At 61.3% G+C, this 17,510-nt stretch carries 17 protein-coding genes and 2 pseudogenes; 10 read left to right on the forward strand and 9 right to left on the reverse strand.

The features are described 5' to 3' along the window. Positions 1-42: 42 nt before the first annotated feature. Both C4J90_RS27375 and C4J90_RS27380 read right to left on the reverse strand, forming a co-directional pair. Positions 43-798, reverse strand: a complete 756-nt coding sequence (locus tag C4J90_RS27375; protein ID WP_372237494.1) for a methyl-accepting chemotaxis protein — start codon at positions 796-798, stop codon at positions 43-45. A gap of 102 nt (positions 799-900) precedes the next feature. Further along, positions 901-2,217 (reverse strand): annotated as a pseudogene (locus C4J90_RS27380) (HAMP domain-containing protein); the annotation flags it as partial. A gap of 213 nt (positions 2,218-2,430) precedes the next feature. On the opposite strand from C4J90_RS27380, the gene C4J90_RS09225 reads away from it, so the two are divergent. The 3 genes and pseudogenes from C4J90_RS09225 (at position 2,431) to C4J90_RS27390 (ending at position 5,606) form a co-directional block, all read left to right on the forward strand. Beyond that, positions 2,431-3,750: a Na+/H+ antiporter family protein gene (locus tag C4J90_RS09225; RefSeq protein WP_164484581.1), complete on the forward strand. Its 1,320-nt coding sequence runs from the start codon at positions 2,431-2,433 to the stop codon at positions 3,748-3,750. Positions 3,751-3,926: 176 nt separating this feature from the next. Next, positions 3,927-4,748: pseudogene (locus C4J90_RS27385) on the forward strand (cache domain-containing protein); the annotation flags it as partial. Between the two features lie 102 nt (positions 4,749-4,850). Continuing rightward, the gene (locus C4J90_RS27390) at positions 4,851-5,606 is read left to right on the forward strand and encodes a methyl-accepting chemotaxis protein (protein ID WP_370004746.1); all 756 of its coding nucleotides are present in this window, start codon (positions 4,851-4,853) and stop codon (positions 5,604-5,606) included. Position 5,607: 1 nt separating this feature from the next. Here the strand turns inward: C4J90_RS27390 and yegQ are convergent, their stop codons facing one another. Next, positions 5,608-6,921: a tRNA 5-hydroxyuridine modification protein YegQ gene (gene yegQ / locus C4J90_RS09235; RefSeq protein ID WP_124421197.1), complete on the reverse strand. Its 1,314-nt coding sequence runs from the start codon at positions 6,919-6,921 to the stop codon at positions 5,608-5,610. Between the two features lie 175 nt (positions 6,922-7,096). On the opposite strand from yegQ, the gene C4J90_RS09240 reads away from it, so the two are divergent. After that, complete coding sequence (locus tag C4J90_RS09240) at positions 7,097-8,164, forward strand: AI-2E family transporter (RefSeq protein ID WP_124362109.1); 1,068 nt, start codon at positions 7,097-7,099, stop codon at positions 8,162-8,164. On the opposite strand, the gene C4J90_RS26860 is transcribed toward C4J90_RS09240, so the two are convergent. The 3 genes from C4J90_RS26860 to C4J90_RS09250 form a co-directional block, all read right to left on the reverse strand. Further along, positions 8,161-8,337: a hypothetical protein gene (locus tag C4J90_RS26860; RefSeq protein ID WP_164484521.1), complete on the reverse strand. Its 177-nt coding sequence runs from the start codon at positions 8,335-8,337 to the stop codon at positions 8,161-8,163. The two genes, C4J90_RS09240 and C4J90_RS26860, sit on opposite strands and share 4 nt — an antisense overlap. A gap of 91 nt (positions 8,338-8,428) precedes the next feature. Then, positions 8,429-8,623: a hypothetical protein gene (locus C4J90_RS09245; protein ID WP_033899765.1), complete on the reverse strand. Its 195-nt coding sequence runs from the start codon at positions 8,621-8,623 to the stop codon at positions 8,429-8,431. Between the two features lie 231 nt (positions 8,624-8,854). Next, a complete protein-coding gene (locus tag C4J90_RS09250; protein WP_124362110.1) occupies positions 8,855-9,214 on the reverse strand; it encodes a hypothetical protein in 360 nt (119 codons plus the stop codon). Positions 9,215-9,370: 156 nt separating this feature from the next. Here C4J90_RS09250 and C4J90_RS09255 point away from each other — a divergent pair, with 156 nt between their 5' ends. Continuing rightward, positions 9,371-10,189 (forward strand): shikimate 5-dehydrogenase, encoded by an 819-nt coding sequence (locus C4J90_RS09255; protein ID WP_124419668.1) that lies wholly within the window; start codon positions 9,371-9,373, stop codon positions 10,187-10,189. Positions 10,190-10,351: 162 nt separating this feature from the next. Here the strand turns inward: C4J90_RS09255 and C4J90_RS09260 are convergent, their stop codons facing one another. Further along, the gene (locus tag C4J90_RS09260; RefSeq protein WP_124362112.1) at positions 10,352-11,002 is read right to left on the reverse strand and encodes a YceH family protein; all 651 of its coding nucleotides are present in this window, start codon (positions 11,000-11,002) and stop codon (positions 10,352-10,354) included. 115 nt (positions 11,003-11,117) lie between these two features. On the opposite strand from C4J90_RS09260, the gene C4J90_RS09265 reads away from it, so the two are divergent. Further along, the gene (locus tag C4J90_RS09265; protein ID WP_124362113.1) at positions 11,118-11,627 is read left to right on the forward strand and encodes a DUF1993 family protein; all 510 of its coding nucleotides are present in this window, start codon (positions 11,118-11,120) and stop codon (positions 11,625-11,627) included. Between the two features lie 64 nt (positions 11,628-11,691). Here the strand turns inward: C4J90_RS09265 and sstT are convergent, their stop codons facing one another. Both sstT and nhaR read right to left on the reverse strand, forming a co-directional pair. Further along, positions 11,692-12,912 (reverse strand): serine/threonine transporter SstT, encoded by a 1,221-nt coding sequence (gene sstT, locus C4J90_RS09270; protein WP_124419669.1) that lies wholly within the window; start codon positions 12,910-12,912, stop codon positions 11,692-11,694. 161 nt (positions 12,913-13,073) lie between these two features. Then, positions 13,074-13,976 carry a transcriptional activator NhaR gene (gene nhaR / locus C4J90_RS09275; RefSeq protein ID WP_124362115.1) on the reverse strand — a complete coding sequence of 301 codons (903 nt, stop codon included), beginning with the start codon at positions 13,974-13,976 and terminating at the stop codon, positions 13,074-13,076. A 134-nt stretch (positions 13,977-14,110) separates the two neighbouring features. Between nhaR and C4J90_RS09280 the strand changes: the two genes are divergently transcribed. The 4 genes from C4J90_RS09280 (at position 14,111) to mnmH (ending at position 17,371) form a co-directional block, all read left to right on the forward strand. Continuing rightward, entirely contained in the window at positions 14,111-14,362 is a 252-nt protein-coding gene (locus C4J90_RS09280) for a hypothetical protein (RefSeq protein ID WP_124362116.1), read from the forward strand. A gap of 28 nt (positions 14,363-14,390) precedes the next feature. Further along, positions 14,391-15,140 carry a TerC family protein gene (locus C4J90_RS09285; RefSeq protein WP_124419670.1) on the forward strand — a complete coding sequence of 250 codons (750 nt, stop codon included), beginning with the start codon at positions 14,391-14,393 and terminating at the stop codon, positions 15,138-15,140. A gap of 93 nt (positions 15,141-15,233) precedes the next feature. After that, positions 15,234-16,268 carry a selenide, water dikinase SelD gene (gene selD, locus C4J90_RS09290; protein WP_124370272.1) on the forward strand — a complete coding sequence of 345 codons (1,035 nt, stop codon included), beginning with the start codon at positions 15,234-15,236 and terminating at the stop codon, positions 16,266-16,268. Further along, positions 16,268-17,371, forward strand: a complete 1,104-nt coding sequence (gene mnmH, locus C4J90_RS09295; protein ID WP_124419671.1) for a tRNA 2-selenouridine(34) synthase MnmH — start codon at positions 16,268-16,270, stop codon at positions 17,369-17,371. Before selD ends, mnmH begins: the two co-directional genes overlap by 1 nt. Positions 17,372-17,510 lie beyond the last annotated feature (139 nt).

Below are 17,510 nucleotides of genomic sequence, written 5' to 3' on the forward strand. Positions count from 1 at the left end.
CACCGCCCCTCCCACATTGGATCTGCGTCAGGATAAGAGTGGTTACACCCTGAACTGATCCATCAACCCCTGCTGCTGATTCGCCAGGCTGTTCAACGCCCGGCTCACCCGCGCCGATTCATTGGCCTGTTCCGACAGCGACTCAGTCACATCCCGAATCGTCGCCACGTTGTGGTTGATCTCTTCGGCCACCGCGCTTTGCTCTTCGGCGGCGCTGGCGATTTGCAGGTTCATGTCGCTGATCACGGTCACGGCGTCACCGATCTGGCGTAGCGCGGTGACGGCCTGGCCGACCTGTTCGACGCTGCCTTGGGCCTGGCGGTAGCTGTTGCCCATGGCACCGACCACTTCCTCGGTGCCGCTTTGCAATTGTTCGATCACCACGCGGGTTTCTTCCACCGACTCCTGGGTACGCCGTGCCAGGTTGCGCACTTCGTCGGCCACCACGGCAAAGCCACGGCCAGCCTCACCGGCACGGGCTGCCTCGATGGCGGCATTGAGCGCCAGCAGGTTGGTCTGCTCGGCGATGCCGCGAATCACTTCCAGGACCGAGCCGATTTTTTCGCTGCTGCTGGCCAGGCCTTCAACCTGCGCCATGGCCGTGCTCATGTCAGCGGCCAGCAAGCCGATGTTGCTGGTGGTCTGATCGATCACGGTCAGGCCATCGCGGGTCGATTGGTCGGCATCGCGGGCGGCTTGCGCTGCCTGGGCTGCGCTGCGGGCGACGTCCTGGGCGGTGGCGCTCATTTCGTGGGAGGCGGTGGCCACTTGGTCAACCTGGCGATACTGCTGCTCCATGCCGGCACTGGTTTCGCTGGCAATCGCGGCGGATCGGTCGGCCGTGCCACGGGCGTCCTGCACCGAGCGTTTGACCTCGGCGATGATCGGCTGCAGCTTGTCGAGGAAACGGTTGAACCAGCCCGCCAGTTGGCCCAGCTCGTCCTGTTTGTCGTAAGCCAGGCGGCGGGTCAGGTCGCCTTCGCCGCTGGCGATGTCCTCGAGCATGTGCGCCACGCCGAGGATCGGCCGGGTCACGCTGCGCGCCATCAACCACACCAGAATCAAACCGACCACGGCGGCCAGCAGGCCCAGCCCGAGTTCCAGCAGGGTGCCCCGGGTATTGTCGGCATCCAACTGAGCCTTGAGCGCCTCGGCCGGCGCCACCAGGACTTTTTTCGGCACGTCCAGCAACACGCCCCACGGCTTGCCGCCGGGGATCGGGGCAAAGGGCGCCAGCACTTTGAGTTGCTGATCGCTACGCAGGCTGCGGGTCTGTGTGCTGCTGGCCAGGGCAGTGATCAACTCTGCGCCATTGGTCGTGTCGACCTGGTCCAGGCGCTGGCTGAGCTTGCTGGCGTCCGGGCTGTAGCCGGCGAGCAAGCCGGTGGGGCTGAGGATGCTGACGTGGGTCTGGCCGTCGTACAGTTTCTGGCTGGCCTGTTGGCTCACGGCCTGCAGGCTGTTGAGGTTGATGTCCACCGACAACGAGGCAATGACCTTGCCGTTGACGATCAGCGGGAAGACGATACTGGTCATCAGCACATTCTGCCCGTCGATCACATAAAAGTAAGGCTCGATCACGCAGGGCTTGAGGGTGGTGCGCGGGCAGGTGAACCAGGCGTTGGCTTTTTCGCCGCTGGGGCCGACGGAGGTGTCGCTCATGTCGCTTTCGGGCAGCGCCATGGAGGTGATTTTGCCGGGCGTCGGCTGCGACCAGTACAGCGCGAAGCGGCCGGTGTCGTTACTGCCCAGTTCCGCCTGGTTGGCGAACAACTCATCCTTGCCGTCCAGCGCATTGGCTTCGAACACCAGGGACAAGCCGAGCAGGTCGGGGTTGGCCTGGAGCGCGGCCCTGACCTGACGGGTCAGGTCTTCGCGGGTGTCGAAGGCGTCGAGAAAGCGTTTTTCCGCCTGCTCGCGCAAAAACAGCACCTGGCGGGAAAACCCATGGCCGTACTGGTAGGCATCCATGAACTGCTGGCGAATGCCCAGCGCCTGCACTTCACCTTGAGCCTCGATGCGCGCCTGGGCGGCCTCATCGAGCATCTGCATGCTGGACGCTTTTACCTGCTCGGAACTCTGCGCCATGCGATACAGCGACAGACCCACCAGCAGGGTCACGATCCCCAGCAGGCAGAGGCCCGCGAGCAGGGTGATTTTCCATTGAATGGAGAGCTGCCTGAGCGACATCGGGACATCCTTTACCTGAATACACATAGAAAACCGTTATCGGCTACGCTGGTTTTTTCTTTATTCAAACATTCAATTTAACCCTCAAAACGGCGTCGCTTTTTGACATGGCCGCCCGGCTGCTGCAAAGTGCGCGACCTCTAATAAGACCTCTTTGAGCCCGTACGCCGGCAGCGCCTTCAATGGCCGCTGAGGCGCGGGCATGCCTGTCTTTTATGTTTATGTCCTGAGGTAACCATGATTAACGCTGTTATCGCCGCGGTCGGCACCATGCTGGTGCTCAGCCTGTCCCGCGTGCATGTGGTCATCGCCATCATCGTGGGCGCCCTGGTGGGCGGCTTGACCGGTGGCCTGGGTATCGACGCCACGCTCAAAGCGTTCAACAGTGGTTTGGGCGGCGGTGCGACGGTGGCTTTGTCCTACGCCTTACTCGGCGCTTTCGCGGTGGCGATTGCCAAATCCGGCCTGGCCCATGCCCTGGCGGACAAAGCGCTGTTGCTGGTCGATCGCCAGGAAGCCAGCGGCGGCAATCACGTCAAATGGCTGTTGATCGGCCTGTTGTGGGCGGTGGCGATTGCTTCGCAGAACATCCTGCCGATCCACATCGCGTTCATCCCGCTGCTGGTGCCGCCGCTGTTATACGTGTTGACCAAGCTGCAACTGGATCGCCGCCTGATCGCTTGCGTCATGACGTTCGGCTTGATCACGCCCTACATGTTCCTGCCGGTGGGCTTCGGCAATATCTTCCTCAACCAGATCCTGCTGGCCAACGTAGCCAAGAGCGGCGTGGACATCAGCCAGGTCAACGTGACCCACGCCATGAGCCTGCCCGCGCTGGGCATGGTGGTCGGCCTGCTGGTGGCGGTGTTTATCAGCTACCGCAAAAAGCGCGTGTACGACCTTGAAAAAATCGAGCGTGTCGAGCAGGTGGCGGTGCAGTACAACCCGTTGACCCTGCTGGTCGCCGGCCTGGCGATTGCTTCGGCGTTCATCATTCAGCTGTGGCTGGACTCGATGATCATCGGTGCGCTGGCCGGGTTCCTGATTTTCTCGGTGTCGGGCATCGTGCGCTGGCGCGACACCGATGACCTGTTCACCGAAGGCATGAAGATGATGGCGATGATCGGCTTCATCATGATCGCCTCGTCGGGCTTTGCCGAAGTGCTCAAGGCCACCGGTGATGTGCGCTCGCTGGTGGAGGCCTCGGCGGCGTTCATCGGCCATAGCCGTGGGGTAGGGGCGCTGTTGATGCTGCTGGTGGGGCTGTTGGTGACCATGGGCATCGGTTCGTCGTTTTCCACAGTGCCGATCCTGGCGGCGATTTTTGTGCCGTTGTGCGTGCAGCTGGGTTTCAGCCCGCTGGCGATCGTGTGTATCGTCGGCACCGCCGGGGCCTTGGGCGACGCCGGTTCACCGGCGTCAGACTCCACCCTCGGGCCGACCTCCGGCCTGAACATCGACGGCCAGCACCATCATATCTGGGATACCGTGGTGCCGACCTTCCTGCACTACAACCTGCCGCTGCTGGCGTTCGGCTGGCTGGCGGCGATGACGCTCTGACAGCCGGGCCCATACCTTACTGTGGGAGCGAGCTTGCTCGCGAAAAACGTTTAGATAATGCGTTCATCCAGAATGCACGTGTTAGGGCGGAGACCTTCGCGAGCAAGCTCGCTCCTACAGAAATCACGCGTTTGGCCGCTAACCTCTCAAGTCGCCCCTAATAAGAGAGAAAAGCCATGCGTCTGAGCCTCAAGGCCAAAGTCCTGACCCTTGCCATAGTGCCGGTGTTGCTGTTCGCCCTGGTGATCAGCCTGACCACCGTGTGGATACTTCAGGGCCAGGCGCGCAACGAAGTGGATGAAACCCGCCAGCGCCTGCTCAACGACGCCAAGGCCACCCTGCAAGGTTATGTCGAGGTGGCCATGACCACCATCAAGCCGTTCTACGACGCGGCCGCCCCCGGTGATACGGCAGCGCGGGCGCAGGTGGTCAAGTTGCTGTCCAACACCAGCTACGGCAAGGACGGTTATTTCTTCGGCTACGATTCCGAGACCATTCGCCTGTTCAAGGGCAACAGCCCGGACGGCGTGGGCAAGAGTTTCAAGGACAACCGCGACCCCAACGGCGTCTACGTCAACCGCGACCTGGTCAAAGTCGGCAAGGACGGTACCCACTACCTGCAATACAGCTCGACCCAGCCCGGCCAGACCGAGCTGGTGCCCAAGCTCGGCTATACCGAATACCTGCCCAAGTGGGACATGGTCATCGGTACCTCGGTCAACCTGGATGGCATCGATGCTCAGGTTGCGGTGGTCGAGGCCAAGGTAGAGAAACGCATGGAAGGCGTACTGTTGAGCATTCTCGGTCTGGCGGTTGTGGTATTGCTGGTGATTGCTGCCGTCGGCCTGCTGGTGGCCAACACGATCCTGCGCCCACTGAGTCTGATGAAGGCCAACCTGGACGATATCGCCGCCGGTGAAGGTGACTTGACACGCCGCCTGGCCATTACCAGCCAGGATGAGCTCGGCGACCTGGCCGGCGCGTTCAATCGGTTTGTCGACAAGATCCACGGCCTGGTCCGCCAGATCACCGAAATGACCGCGCAACTCACCGGCCTGGTGAGCCAGGTGTCCGAGCAAGCCCAGCGCTCGGAAACCGCCATGGAACGCCAGCGTCACGAAACCGATCAGGTCGCCACCGCGATCAACCAGATGTCGTCCGCCGCCCATGAAGTGGCGCGCAGTGCCCAGGGGGCCGCCGTCGCCGCGCAGCAGACCGATGCCGAGGGCCAGGCCGCCAAGCGTGTGGTGGACGGCAGCATCGCGCAGATCCATGCGCTGGTGAACGATATCCGCAGCAGCGGTGTGTCCCTCGACAGCCTGCAGCAGGACGTGTCGTCGATTGTCAGTGTGCTGGGCGTGATTCGCTCGATTGCTGAACAAACCAACCTGCTGGCGCTCAACGCGGCAATTGAAGCTGCGCGGGCAGGGGAGGCCGGACGTGGGTTTGCGGTGGTCGCCGATGAAGTGCGCGCCCTGGCCAGCCGCACCCAGACCAGCACTCAGGAAATCCAGGGCATGATCGACCGCCTGCAAAAAGGCACCGAAGCCGCCGTGGATGCCATGCGCCGCTCCAGCGATGCCGGGGACGGCACATCGGCCCAGGCCAACCAGGCCGGCGCGTCGCTCGACACCATGGCCCAGCTGATCGGCACCATCAACTCCATGAACGCGCAAATCGCCAGCGCCGCCGAGGAACAAACCGCCGTGGCGGAAGAGATCAACCGCAGCGTGCACCAGATTGCCGTGGCGGTGGACAGCGTGGCCGATGAAACCCAGCTCGGCGCCCAGACTTCCCGCAGCCTGGCGGACTTGGGCCAGCGCCTCGGGCAGTTGGTGGGCCAGTTCAGGATCTGACCTACACGTCGCGCATCAGCAAACCAAACGCAAGGTCCAGCTCGGCCGGCAGGGGCACATACACCGTGTGCCCATCCCCCGGCGCTACCTCGATGGCGTCGCCCTTGGCGTTATGCAAGGTGGCCAGGGCAAAGTGAAAGTTGCCGGCCGGCGTCATCAGTTCCAGCTGATTGCCCACGGCAAAGCGGTTCTTCACCTTGACCTCGGCCAGCTCGCCCCGGCGTTCGCCGGTCAACTCACCCACAAACTGCTGGCGCTCGGAGACGGAGCTGCCGTTCTGGTAGTTCTGGTATTCGTCGTGCACATGGCGGCGCAGGAAACCTTCGGTGTAACCGCGCTGGGCCAGGGATTCGAGGTCGGTCATCAAGCGGCGGTCAAAGGCGCGACCGGCCATCGCATCATCAATTGCGCGGCGATACACCTGGGTGGTGCGCGCGCAATAGAAGTGCGATTTGGTACGGCCTTCGATCTTCAGTGAATGCACGCCCATGTGGGTCAGGCGCTCCACGTGCTGCACGGCACGCAGATCCTTGGCGTTCATGATGTAGGTGCCGTGTTCGTCTTCGAACGCCGGCATCTGCTCAGTGGGGCGATTGGCTTCCTGCAACAGGAATACCTGGTCGGTCGGCGTGCCGATGCCCAGCGTCGGTTCGAATGCCTGGACGATGTCACCCGTGGCATTTTCCACCGCCGGGTTCGCCTGGTATTTCCATCGACATGCATTGGTGCAGGTGCCCTGGTTGGCGTCGCGCTTGTTCATGTAGCCCGATAGCAGGCAACGCCCGGAATAGGCCATGCACAGGGCGCCATGGACGAACACCTGCAGTTCCATGGCCGGCACGTGTTGGCGAATCTCGCCGATCTCTTCCAGCGACAACTCCCGTGACAGGATTACCCGGCAGATGCCTTGTTGTTGCCAGAACGCCACACTGGCCCAGTTGACGGTATTGGCTTGAACCGACAAGTGAACCGGCATCTGCGCAAAATGCTGGCGCACCAGCATGATCAGCCCTGGGTCGGACATGATCAGCGCGTCCGGGCCCATGGCGACCACGGGGGACAGGTCCTTGAGAAAGGTTTTCAGCTTGGCGTTGTGCGGCGCGATGTTCACCACCACGTAGAAGCGCTTGCCCTGTGCATGGGCTTCCTGGATCCCGAGGGCCAGGTTGGCGTGGTCGAATTCATTGTTGCGCACGCGCAGGCTGTAGCGCGGCTGGCCGGCGTACACCGCATCGGCGCCATAGGCAAAGGCGTAACGCATGTTCTTCAACGTGCCGGCGGGCGCGAGCAGTTCGGGGGCGATCAGTGGGAGCATGGAGGTGTGAGCCGCAAAAGGCGCGAGGGTAGTGCAGGCCTTGGCGTGGTGCATTGACCCACGTCTAGATAAGCCGATCTATGCTTGTTCGATCAACCAGGGCACTCCCAGGTTTCGCTGCGGACTAAGCAACAGGGCCGACACCGGCCCTGTGCTTTTTTGACATGGATCGGACATGAATCAAACCAACCTGCAATTCAAGACCCTGCTGTTACTGCTGGCCCTGGTGACCGTCGCCTTCATCTGGATATTGCTGCCGTTTTACGGCGCGGTGTTCTGGGCGGTGATCCTCGGCATCATCTTCGCGCCCATGCAGCGCCGCCTGCAGCAGCGCTTTGGCTGGAACCGCAACCTGACTTCCCTGACCACCTTGACGGTGTGCCTGGTGATCGCGATTTTGCCAGTGATCATTACCAGCGCCTTGCTGGTGCAAGAGGGCGCCACCCTTTACAAGAACGTCGAAAGCGGCCAGTTGGATGTGGCCGGTTATATCGAGCAGTTCAAGCATTTCCTCCCGCCATACTTCCAGCACCTGCTGGACCGCTTCGGCATGGGCAACCTGGAAGGGCTGCGGGAAAAGGTGGTGAAAGGCGCGATGCAGGGCAGCCAGTTCTTCGCCACACAGGCGTTCAGCTTCGGCCAGGGCACGTTCGATTTCCTGGTGAGCTTTTTCATCATGCTCTACCTGCTGTTTTTCCTCCTGCGCGACGGCCCGGAACTGGTGCGCAAGGTGCGCACGGCGGTGCCATTGGCCGAGCCGCAAAAGCGTCGCCTGCAACTCAAGTTCAACCGGGTGGTGCGAGCCACGGTCAAGGGCAACGTGCTGGTGGCCGTCACTCAAGGTGCGCTGGGGGGCTTTATTTTCTGGTTCCTGGATATTCCCAGTGCGTTGCTCTGGGCGGTATTGATGGCGTTTCTGTCGCTGTTGCCCGCGGTGGGCGCCGGGATTGTATGGGGCCCGGTGGCCGCCTACTTCCTGTTGAGCGGTTCGATCTGGCAGGGCGTGGTGCTGGCGCTGTTCGGCGTGTTCGTGATCGGCCTGGTAGACAACGTACTGCGCCCGATTCTGGTGGGCAAGGACACCAAGATGCCGGACTACCTGATCCTGATCTCGACGCTGGGCGGCTTGTCGGTATTCGGCCTGAACGGCTTCGTGATCGGGCCGCTGGTCGCGGCGCTGTTCATTTCCTGCTGGGCGTTGTTCGTGGAAACCAAGCCGCGCGTCAAATTGCCGTTACCCTAGGCTTCAAGCCTGTAGTTGGCAGCCAGTTGCAGTTGGGCGTCGGATAACGAAGTGAGCGGGCCGCTGATAGGCTCGCCATCGCGTACTACATACCAGCAGGCGAGCAAGCCCAGCTTGCGAAGAGGGGCGGGAACGGCGCTGCCGATGACGGACATGATCTGAACAGTGGGCATAAGTACCTCCAAACGTTATGGAGGTCACCTTACGGTGCGGCGGCGCGTAGGAAAAATCACCTGGCTCGATAGTCAACATCAACGCCGGGCGTCAGTCCACCACCTGATCAAGCATGTGCACCACTTCCTGTTCGCTGAGCAGTCCCTTGCGCACCAGGTTCTCTGCCAGCAATGCCAGGAACTTCGCGCTGCGGTGGCCTTCCAGGTGCTTGAGTTCGGTCAGGGCGCTATAAACCTTGCTGGAAGTGCAGAGGCCAGCGGTGCGATGCGGATTTTGTGTGGGCATGGTCAATCGTCCGTAATTGTTATTGGGTGGACAGGGTCGATAGTGAAACGGGCTCATGACACAAACATGACAGCGTTCGTACCGGTCGAGCAAGAGGAGATCCCAACCGGATCATGTGGGATTGCCGCCCGAGCATTGTCCTCACAACGACCTTTGCAAGATAAATCCAGACGTTCAAGGCAAAAAAAGGCCCCGCGTTTGGGCGAGGCCTGTTGCATGTACAGCAATGTGTTACCAGCCGTGGCGGTAGTAGCCGTGGGGCGGGCCATAGTAGCCGTAACCCCGTGGCGGGCCGTAATAGACCGGCGCCGGGCGGTAATAAACCTGTTGCTGCACGTACACCGGTGGTGGCGGTGCGTAGTAGACCGGCGGCGGAGCGGCATACACCGGCTGCGGCTGGACGTACACCGGTTGCTGCACATAAACCTCACGAGGCTGGCTGGCAACCACGGAGCCGACAACGGCTGCACCGACAAGAGCACCCAATACGGCCGGGCCGCCCCAACCACCACCGTGGGCGGAGGCTTGGCCTGCCATCGCGAGTGCGCCAATAAGCAAGGCGATCCTGGGGACTTTACGCATCATGGTCATTCCTCGGTTAGCCCCTGCGCTTGTGGTCTGCAATCAATAGACTCAAGGATTGTCGCGGGGATACTTTTAAGACAACGTATTTCTGAAAAACAGCACAGCCGATAGGTAAAGGTTGTGTAAGGTCTGTACCGATTTGCTTACTTCAAGGAGCTACCCATGCAGATGCACCCCAACAAGGACACCCAACTGTGCATGTCACTGTCGGCGCGGCCCGGGAATTTCGGCCTGCGTTTCCATAACCATCTGTATGAGCAGTTGGGCCTGAATTTTTACTATAAAGCCTTCAGCAGCCAGAATCTGCCCGGCGCGATCGGTGGCATACGGGCGCTGGGCATCCGAGGTTGCGGCGTGTCGATGCCGTTCAAGGAGGCTGCCATCGCTTTAGTGGACGAACTGGACGATTCGGTTCAAGCCATCGATTCCCTGAACACCATCGTCAACACCGGCGGCCGTCTCAAGGCCTACAACACCGACTACATTGCCGTCGAGCAACTGCTGAAAAAACACCAGGTGCCGAAGGACTCAAGCTTCGCCCTGCGCGGCAGCGGCGGCATGGCCAAGGCCGTGGCCAGCGCTTTGCGTGACGGCGGTTACGCCAATGGCGTGATCGTGGCGCGCAATGAGGTGGCGGGCAGGGCGCTGGCACGCAACCTGGGGTATGAGTGGCAGGCTGAACTGGGCGGGTTACGCCCGCGCATGCTGGTTAACGTGACACCGATTGGCATGACCGGCGGGGCAGAGGCGGATCAGTTGGCGTTTGAAGCCGATGCCGTTGATCAAGCCGAGACGGTGTTCGATGTCGTGGCGATCCCCGCTGAAACCCCGTTGATCGTGCGCGGGCGTGCCCAGGGCAAGCGGGTGATTACCGGGCTTGAAGTGATTGCGATCCAGGCATTGGAGCAGTTTGTGCTGTATACCGGCGTGCGTCCTACACCGGAGCAATTTCAGGCGGCCGTGGCGTTCGCCCGGACCTGACGGTTTAAGCGGGGAGCGATGTAGGAGCGAGCTTGCTCGCGAAAAACTCAAGGGCGCCGCGTTTATCCAGAATAAATGCGTTGCCTGGGCGTTTTTCGCGAGCAAGGGCTAGCCGCCCGCCTCGCTCCTACAACTGGCAGCATGTTCCAAGTTGGATGCTCGTCAGGCCTGTTCCAACTGCGCCAGGCGTTCTTCCAGCGCCGCAATTCGCGCTTCCAACTCTTCGATACGCTCGACGGAGACGCCCCCGCCGCCGCGCTCCACCGGGTTACCGCGCGCGGCAATAATCGTTTCGATATCCGCCGGGTCCCCCAGCGCATGGGTATACCGGTCCTCGCGCTGCCCCGCCTGGCGCGGCACCAATAGCGCCAGGCCCCGTGCAATCAGGCGTTCGAGCTGGTGCACCACCTGCTCGGCATCCTCAAAGTCATGCATGCGCCCGCTGCGCGTCAGCAACTCATTGACCGTCTGCGGGCCGCGCAGGAACAGCAGCCCGATCAGGATCATTTGCGCGGGCACCAGTTCCAGCGCCTTGTCCACGCGGTGTTCCCAGCGGTCGGCGCGGCTGCCCATGACCAGCCGGGTGTAACCCTGACCTTCCAGCACGCGCAAGCTCTGGCCGACCTGGCCCTGGCTGAGATTGGTCACCGGTTCCCGGCTGGTTTTCTGGTTGCACGCCAGCACCAGGGCGTTGAGGGTCAGGGGGTAGGTTTCCGGGTTGGTCGCCTGTTTTTCGATCAGGCAGCCCAGGACGCGGATTTCCGTGCTATTCAGGCGCGGCTCAGGCGTGTCGGTGTCGTGCTCGGCGGTCATCGCGCTTTCCCTATGCAGTGAATCCACTAGCCTAAGCCGGAAAAAATAAAAGACAAGCGGCAGGCATGGCTATAATCGTCGCTGGTTCCAACCCTGCCATTACCACGAGACTGACATGACTATTTCCCTGTATGCCGCTTCTATCCCAGTCTTCAAGCAAATGCTCAACGCCCTCAGCGATGTGCTGAACAAAGCCGAAGCCCACGCCACCGCCAAGAACATCGAGCCGAACGCTCTGCTGCAAGCGCGCCTGTTCCCGGATATGTTCGCGCTGGTGCGCCAGGTGCAGATCGCTGTCGACTTCGCCAAGGGCGTTTCCGCGCGCCTGGCCGAGATCGAAGTGCCGAAGTACGAAGACAGCGAAGTCACCTTCGCCGACCTGCAAGCGCTGATCGCCAAGGTGCTGGCCTTCGTCGATACCATCAAGCCCGAGCAGATCGACGGCAAGGAAGGCATCGAAATCGTCACCCGTCCAGGCACCCCGAAAGAGAAGCGCTTCAGCGGCCAGTCCTACCTGCTGACCTACGGCCTGCCGCAGTTCTTCTTCCACGTCACTACCGCTTACGCCTTGCTGCGTCATAACGGCGTTGAAGTGGGCAAGCGTGATTACATGGGCGCTTTCTAAGCACCCACTAAAAAGCCCGGGTGCGTTCTTCAACGAACGGCCCGGGCTTTTTTACAGCTGGCGTTCACGCCAACTGTTTATCCTTGTCCAGGCACGCCGCCGCAGTGAACAGCACATCGGTGGACGAGTTGAGCGCGGTTTCCGCCGAATCCTGCAGCACACCGATGATGAAGCCTACAGCCACCACCTGCATGGCGATCTCGCTCGGAATGCCGAACAGGCTGCACGCCAGCGGAATCAACAGCAGCGAACCACCGGCCACGCCCGAAGCCCCGCAGGCGCAAATGGCCGCGACCACACTGAGCAGCACGGCGGTGGGCAGGTCTACGGCAATGCCCAGCGTGTGCACGGCCGCCAGGGTCAGCACCGTAATGGTGATCGCGGCGCCGGCCATATTGATCGTGGCGCCAAGCGGGATCGACACCGAGTAGGTGTCTTCATGCAGGCCCAGGCGTTTGCTCAGCGCCAGGTTCACCGGAATATTCGCCGCCGAACTGCGGGTGAAGAACGCGGTAATACCGCTTTCGCGCAGGCACAGCAGCACCAGCGGATAAGGGTTGCGACGCAGTTTCCAGAATACGATGGCCGGGTTGATCACCAGCGCCACGAACAGCATGCAGCCGATCAGCACCACCAGCAGGTGGGCGTAGCCGAGCAGGGCGCCGAAGCCGGAGGTGGCCAGGGTCGAGGCGACCAGGCCGAAGATCCCCAGCGGGGCAAAGCGGATCACCACGCGCACGATCAGCGTCACACCGTTGGACAGGTCATCGAGCACCGTGCGGGTCGTTTCGCCGGCATGGCGAATGGCAATGCCCATGCCGATGGCCCAGGCCAGAATGCCGATGAAATTGGCATTCATCAGCGCGCTGACCGGGTTATCGACCACGCTCAGAAGCAGGCTTTGCAGCACCTCGCCGATACCGCCGGGAGCGCTCACGGTGGCGTCATGGGTGGCCAGTACCAGGGACGACGGAAACAGCATGCTGGCAACCACCGCAACCACGGCAGCGGCAAAGGTACCCAACAGATACAGGAACAGGATCGGCCGGATATGGGTTTCCTGGCCGTGTTTATGATTGGCGATAGACGCCATCACCAGCACGAACACCAGGATCGGCGCGACGGCCTTCAGCGCCGTGACGAACACTTTGCCGATAAACCCGGTGGCCTTGGCGGCCTCAGGCAAGCACAGGGCCAGCAGAATCCCGGCGATCAGGCCGATGATAATTTGGGTGACCAGGCTGACGCGCATTAAACGTTGCAGCAGGGAAGGGGCAGCAGTCATAAACAGTTGTCTCTGGTTTTTTTAGTAGGGCACAGCATTGCAAGGAGAAAGTACTGTAGGCAGCAGGCGCGAAGTCTAACATGCTGTAGGACGGGTCCCGTTCGCTGCGTCATTCCGTCACTCGCACTGTCGGATTTGGATTCATCGGCGCGGGCGTGTCATCAGGGCAGGGTGGTAAACAGTTCGCGTCGGGCGCCCTCGGTAATCGCCACGATGCCAGGGTGCTTGACCTTGCGCTCCACCGAGATGGCATAAAACGACTCGGTCACCGCGTCGGTCTGGCCGATCAGCGCCACGCCGTATTGGCGCACCACCTCATCGGCGATCACGCTGGGGGCGATAAAGATGCCGCTGCCCGATTGCCCGAAGGCCTGCATCAATGCGCTGTCGTCGAACTCGCCGATGATCCTGGGTTGAATCTGCTGATCGGCAAACCAGCGTTGCAGACGGCTGCGCACCACGGTCTCTGCGCCGGGGATCAGCAACGGTGCGCCGTGCAAACACCCTGGGAAATCGCCGCTATGTTGGTCAGCCAATGCCTGGGTGGCGAAAAAACTGATGCCACATTCCCCCAGCTTCTGGCTGTAGCCCTTGATGTCCAGGTGCGTGGGCATCGGGCTGTCGGAGATCACCAGGTCCAGGCGCTGGATGGCCAGGTCGGCCAATAACCGTTCGAGTTTGTCTTCACGGCAGGTGATGCGGATCGGTTCGCTCAGCTCCATGGTGGGGGCAATCAGCCGGTACACGATGGACTTGGGCACCACATCCGCCACGCCGACGCGAAATACAATCTGCTGCTCGTTGGGTTGTGCGCGCAGCATCGCCTCCAATTCATTGCCGGTCTGGAACATCTGCTCGGCATAGGGCAGCGCCTGGCGTCCGGCTTCGGTCAGCTCCAGCTGGCGGCCGACACGCTGAAACAGCGCGATGCCAAAGGTATGTTCCAACAGGCTGATCTGCCCGCTGATGGTCTGGGGGGTGAGGTTCAGTTGCTCGCAGGCACGCACGATGCTGCCGGTCTTTGCCACCACCCAGAAGTAATGCAACTGTCGATAATTGAGCATGGCTTTCTACACTTCGTAAAAATCGAAGTATACGCGAGAAAAATACGAATTTTCCTGAACTGTTTGCCTGCATAGAATGCGTCGCTATCGCGGGGCTACTATTTGGACCCAAGCGTTCTAACGAGGAATACATCATGAAACTCAATTCCCTGGGCGCGGCTGCACTGCTTGCGCTTTCATTGGTGATGATCGGCGGGTGTGATCAAGTCGAGAAAAGCGCGCAGCAGGTACTGGGCAAAGCCACCGAGACGGCCAAGCAAGCAATCGATGACACTCAGAAAGCCGCCGAGCAGGCATTGAGTGAAGCGACCCAGGGCCTGATCAATCCGCAGAAGAAGGATGATCAGCCAGAAAAAGATGCAGAATCCGATACCCAAGAAACCTAATTTCCCAGCACAACGTCAGGACTGACCTATGGATTATCTTTTACAACTGGCCGCCAGCCCCACCGCCTGGATCGCACTGGCGACCTTGATCGTCATGGAAATCGTGCTGGGCATCGATAACCTGATCTTCATCTCGATCCTCACCAACAAATTACCGGAGCAGCACCGGGCTAAGGCGCGGCGCATTGGTATCAGCATGGCGTTGGTGTTGCGCCTGGGCCTGTTGAGCACCATCGCGTTTATCGTGCAATTGACGGCGCCGGTCTTCGAAGTGTTCGGCCAGGCGTTCTCGTGGAAAGACATGATCCTGATTGCCGGTGGCTTGTTCCTGGTGTGGAAGGCGACCACCGAGATCCATCACAGCATGGACCCAGAGCCTGAGGAAACGACCACGGTCGGCAATACCGTCGCCATCGGTTTTGCCGCAGCGATCGGACAGATCCTGCTGCTCGACCTGGTGTTCTCCATTGACAGCATCATCACGGCAGTGGGCATGACCGAACACTTGCCGATCATGATCATTGCCGTGGTGACCTCGGTGATCGTGATGCTGGTGGCGGCAGAACCCTTGGCCAAGTTCATCAACGACAACCCGACCGTGGTGATGTTGGCCCTGGGCTTTTTGATCATGATCGGCATGACGCTGATCGCCGAAGGCTTCGGCGCCCATGTGCCCAAAGGCTACGTGTATGCGGCCATGGCGTTCTCGGCGGCTATCGAGTGCCTGAATATCGCACGGCGTAACCGCCACAAGCGTTTGCTCGCTGCCCGCCAGTAAGCGCTGTACCAAAAGGCCGGCTGCGCTCATATGAGCCCAGCCGGCCTTTTGCTGTCTGCTAGAATCGGCGCACTTGATAGCTTGAGGTCCACCATGAACGAGCCGATTCGCCTTACCCAGTACAGCCACGGTGCGGGTTGCGGCTGCAAGATCTCGCCCCAGGTGCTGGAAGTGATCCTTGCCGGCAGCGGCGCGCAGAACCTCGACCCCAACCTGTGGGTAGGCAACGCCTCCCGTGACGATGCGGCGGTGTACGCCATCGACGACGAGCGCGGCGTGGTCTCCACCACCGATTTTTTCATGCCGATCGTCGACGACCCCTTTGACTTCGGCCGCATCGCCGCCACCAATGCCATCAGCGACATCTACGCCATGGGCGGCGACCCGTTGATGGCCATTGCCATTCTCGGTTGGCCGGTGAATGTGCTGGCGCCGGAGATTGCCCGCGAAGTCATTCGTGGCGGCCGCGCGGTCTGCGACGCTGCCGGTATCCCGCTGGCCGGTGGGCACTCCATCGACGCCCCGGAGCCGATCTTCGGCCTGGCCGTGACCGGCATCGTGCACAAGCGCCATATGAAGCGCAACGACACCGCCACCGCCGGGTGCAAGCTGTACCTGACCAAACCCTTGGGCATCGGCATCCTCACGACCGCCGAAAAGAAAGGCAAGTTGCGCGAGGAGGATATCGGCCTGGCCCGCGACTGGATGTGCACCCTCAACAAACCCGGTAGCCGTTTCGGCAAATTGGCCGGGGTGACGGCGATGACCGATGTCACCGGTTTCGGCCTGCTTGGTCACCTGGTAGAGATGGCCGACGGCAGCGGCCTCACGGCCCGCATCGAGTATGCAAAAGTGCCCCGTCTGCCGGGCGTCGAGTACTACCTGGAGCAGGGTTGCGTGCCGGGCGGGACCTTGCGCAACTTCGACAGCTACGCCAGCAAGCTCGGGCGTGTGCAGGAGCTGCACAAGCGCGTGCTGTGCGATCCGCAAACCAGCGGCGGCCTGCTGATCGCCGTCACGCCCGAAGGCGACGCCGAGTTCCACGCGGTGGCCGCTGAACTGGGCCTTACCCTTGAGCCGATCGGCGAACTGCTTGAGCGACAGAGCAACGCGGTAGAGGTGGTTTGATGGCGACTGACATCACCGATTACCGCGACATCTTCCTCAACGACCGGCCGATGATGGATACCCGCGCGCCGATCGAATTCACCAAAGGCGCGTTTCCCGGGGTGGTCAACCTGCCGTTGATGACCGACCAGGAGCGCCAACGTGTAGGCACCTGCTACAAGCAGCAAGGCCAACAAGCTGCAATCGTGCTGGGCCATGAGTTGGTGTCGGGGCCGATCAAGGCCGAACGCATCGCGCAGTGGGCGCAGTTCGCCCAGGCCAATCCAGACGGCTACCTGTATTGCTTTCGCGGCGGGCTGCGTTCGCAGATCGTGCAGCAATGGTTGAAAACCGAAGCGGGTATCGAATACCCCCGCGTCGGCGGCGGCTACAAGGCCATGCGCACCTTCCTGCTGGACACGCTCGAGCAGGCCACCGTCCAATGTGATTTCGTCTTACTCGGCGGCATGACCGGCACCGGCAAGACCGAAGTGCTCGGCCAACTACGCAACGCCCTGGACCTGGAAGGCCACGCCAACCATCGCGGCTCCAGCTTCGGCAAGCGTGCCACGGCGCAACCGTCCACTATCGACTTCGAAAACCGCCTTGCGGTAGACCTGCTGAAAAAGCGCGCGGCAGGCATCGAGCAGTTCGTGGTCGAGGATGAGAGCCGCATGATCGGCAGTTGCGCGCTACCGCTGCCGTTGCACAAAGGTATGCAGGCGTTTCCAATGGTGTGGCTGGAAGACAGCGTTGAAGGCCGCGTGGAACGCATCCTGCGCGATTACGTGGTCGACCTGTGCGCCGAGTTCATCGGGGTATGGGGTGAGAATGGCCAAGCGATGTTTGCCGAACGGCTTACCCAGAGCCTGGCCAATATCCATAAGCGCCTGGGTGGCGAACGCTTCCAGCGGCTGCAGGCGATTTTGCAGGACGCCCTGGCGGAGCAGGCGCGCACTGGCGCCGTGGATGTGCACCGGGTGTGGATTGAAGGGCTGTTGCGTGAGTATTACGACCCGATGTATGCGTTTCAGCGTGAGAGCAAAGGCGCACGAATCGAATTTTCCGGGGAGCAGGGCGCGGTGGTGGAGTATTTGCGCGCGCGGGCTGCTCGGGTGGGGTGAGTTTTCGGATGCCATTGAGCTCACAACAGGTTGAGCCGGTTTCTTCAGTTAATGCCGGGAAACAGGAGTTTTGGCTCTCGAGCGCCGGATGATCCAGTCCAAACGCCGCAGGCCCAATGTGGGAGGGGGCTTGCCCCCG

This window comes from Pseudomonas sp. R2-60-08W, from assembly GCF_003852335.1.
Lineage (GTDB): Bacteria > Pseudomonadota > Gammaproteobacteria > Pseudomonadales > Pseudomonadaceae > Aquipseudomonas.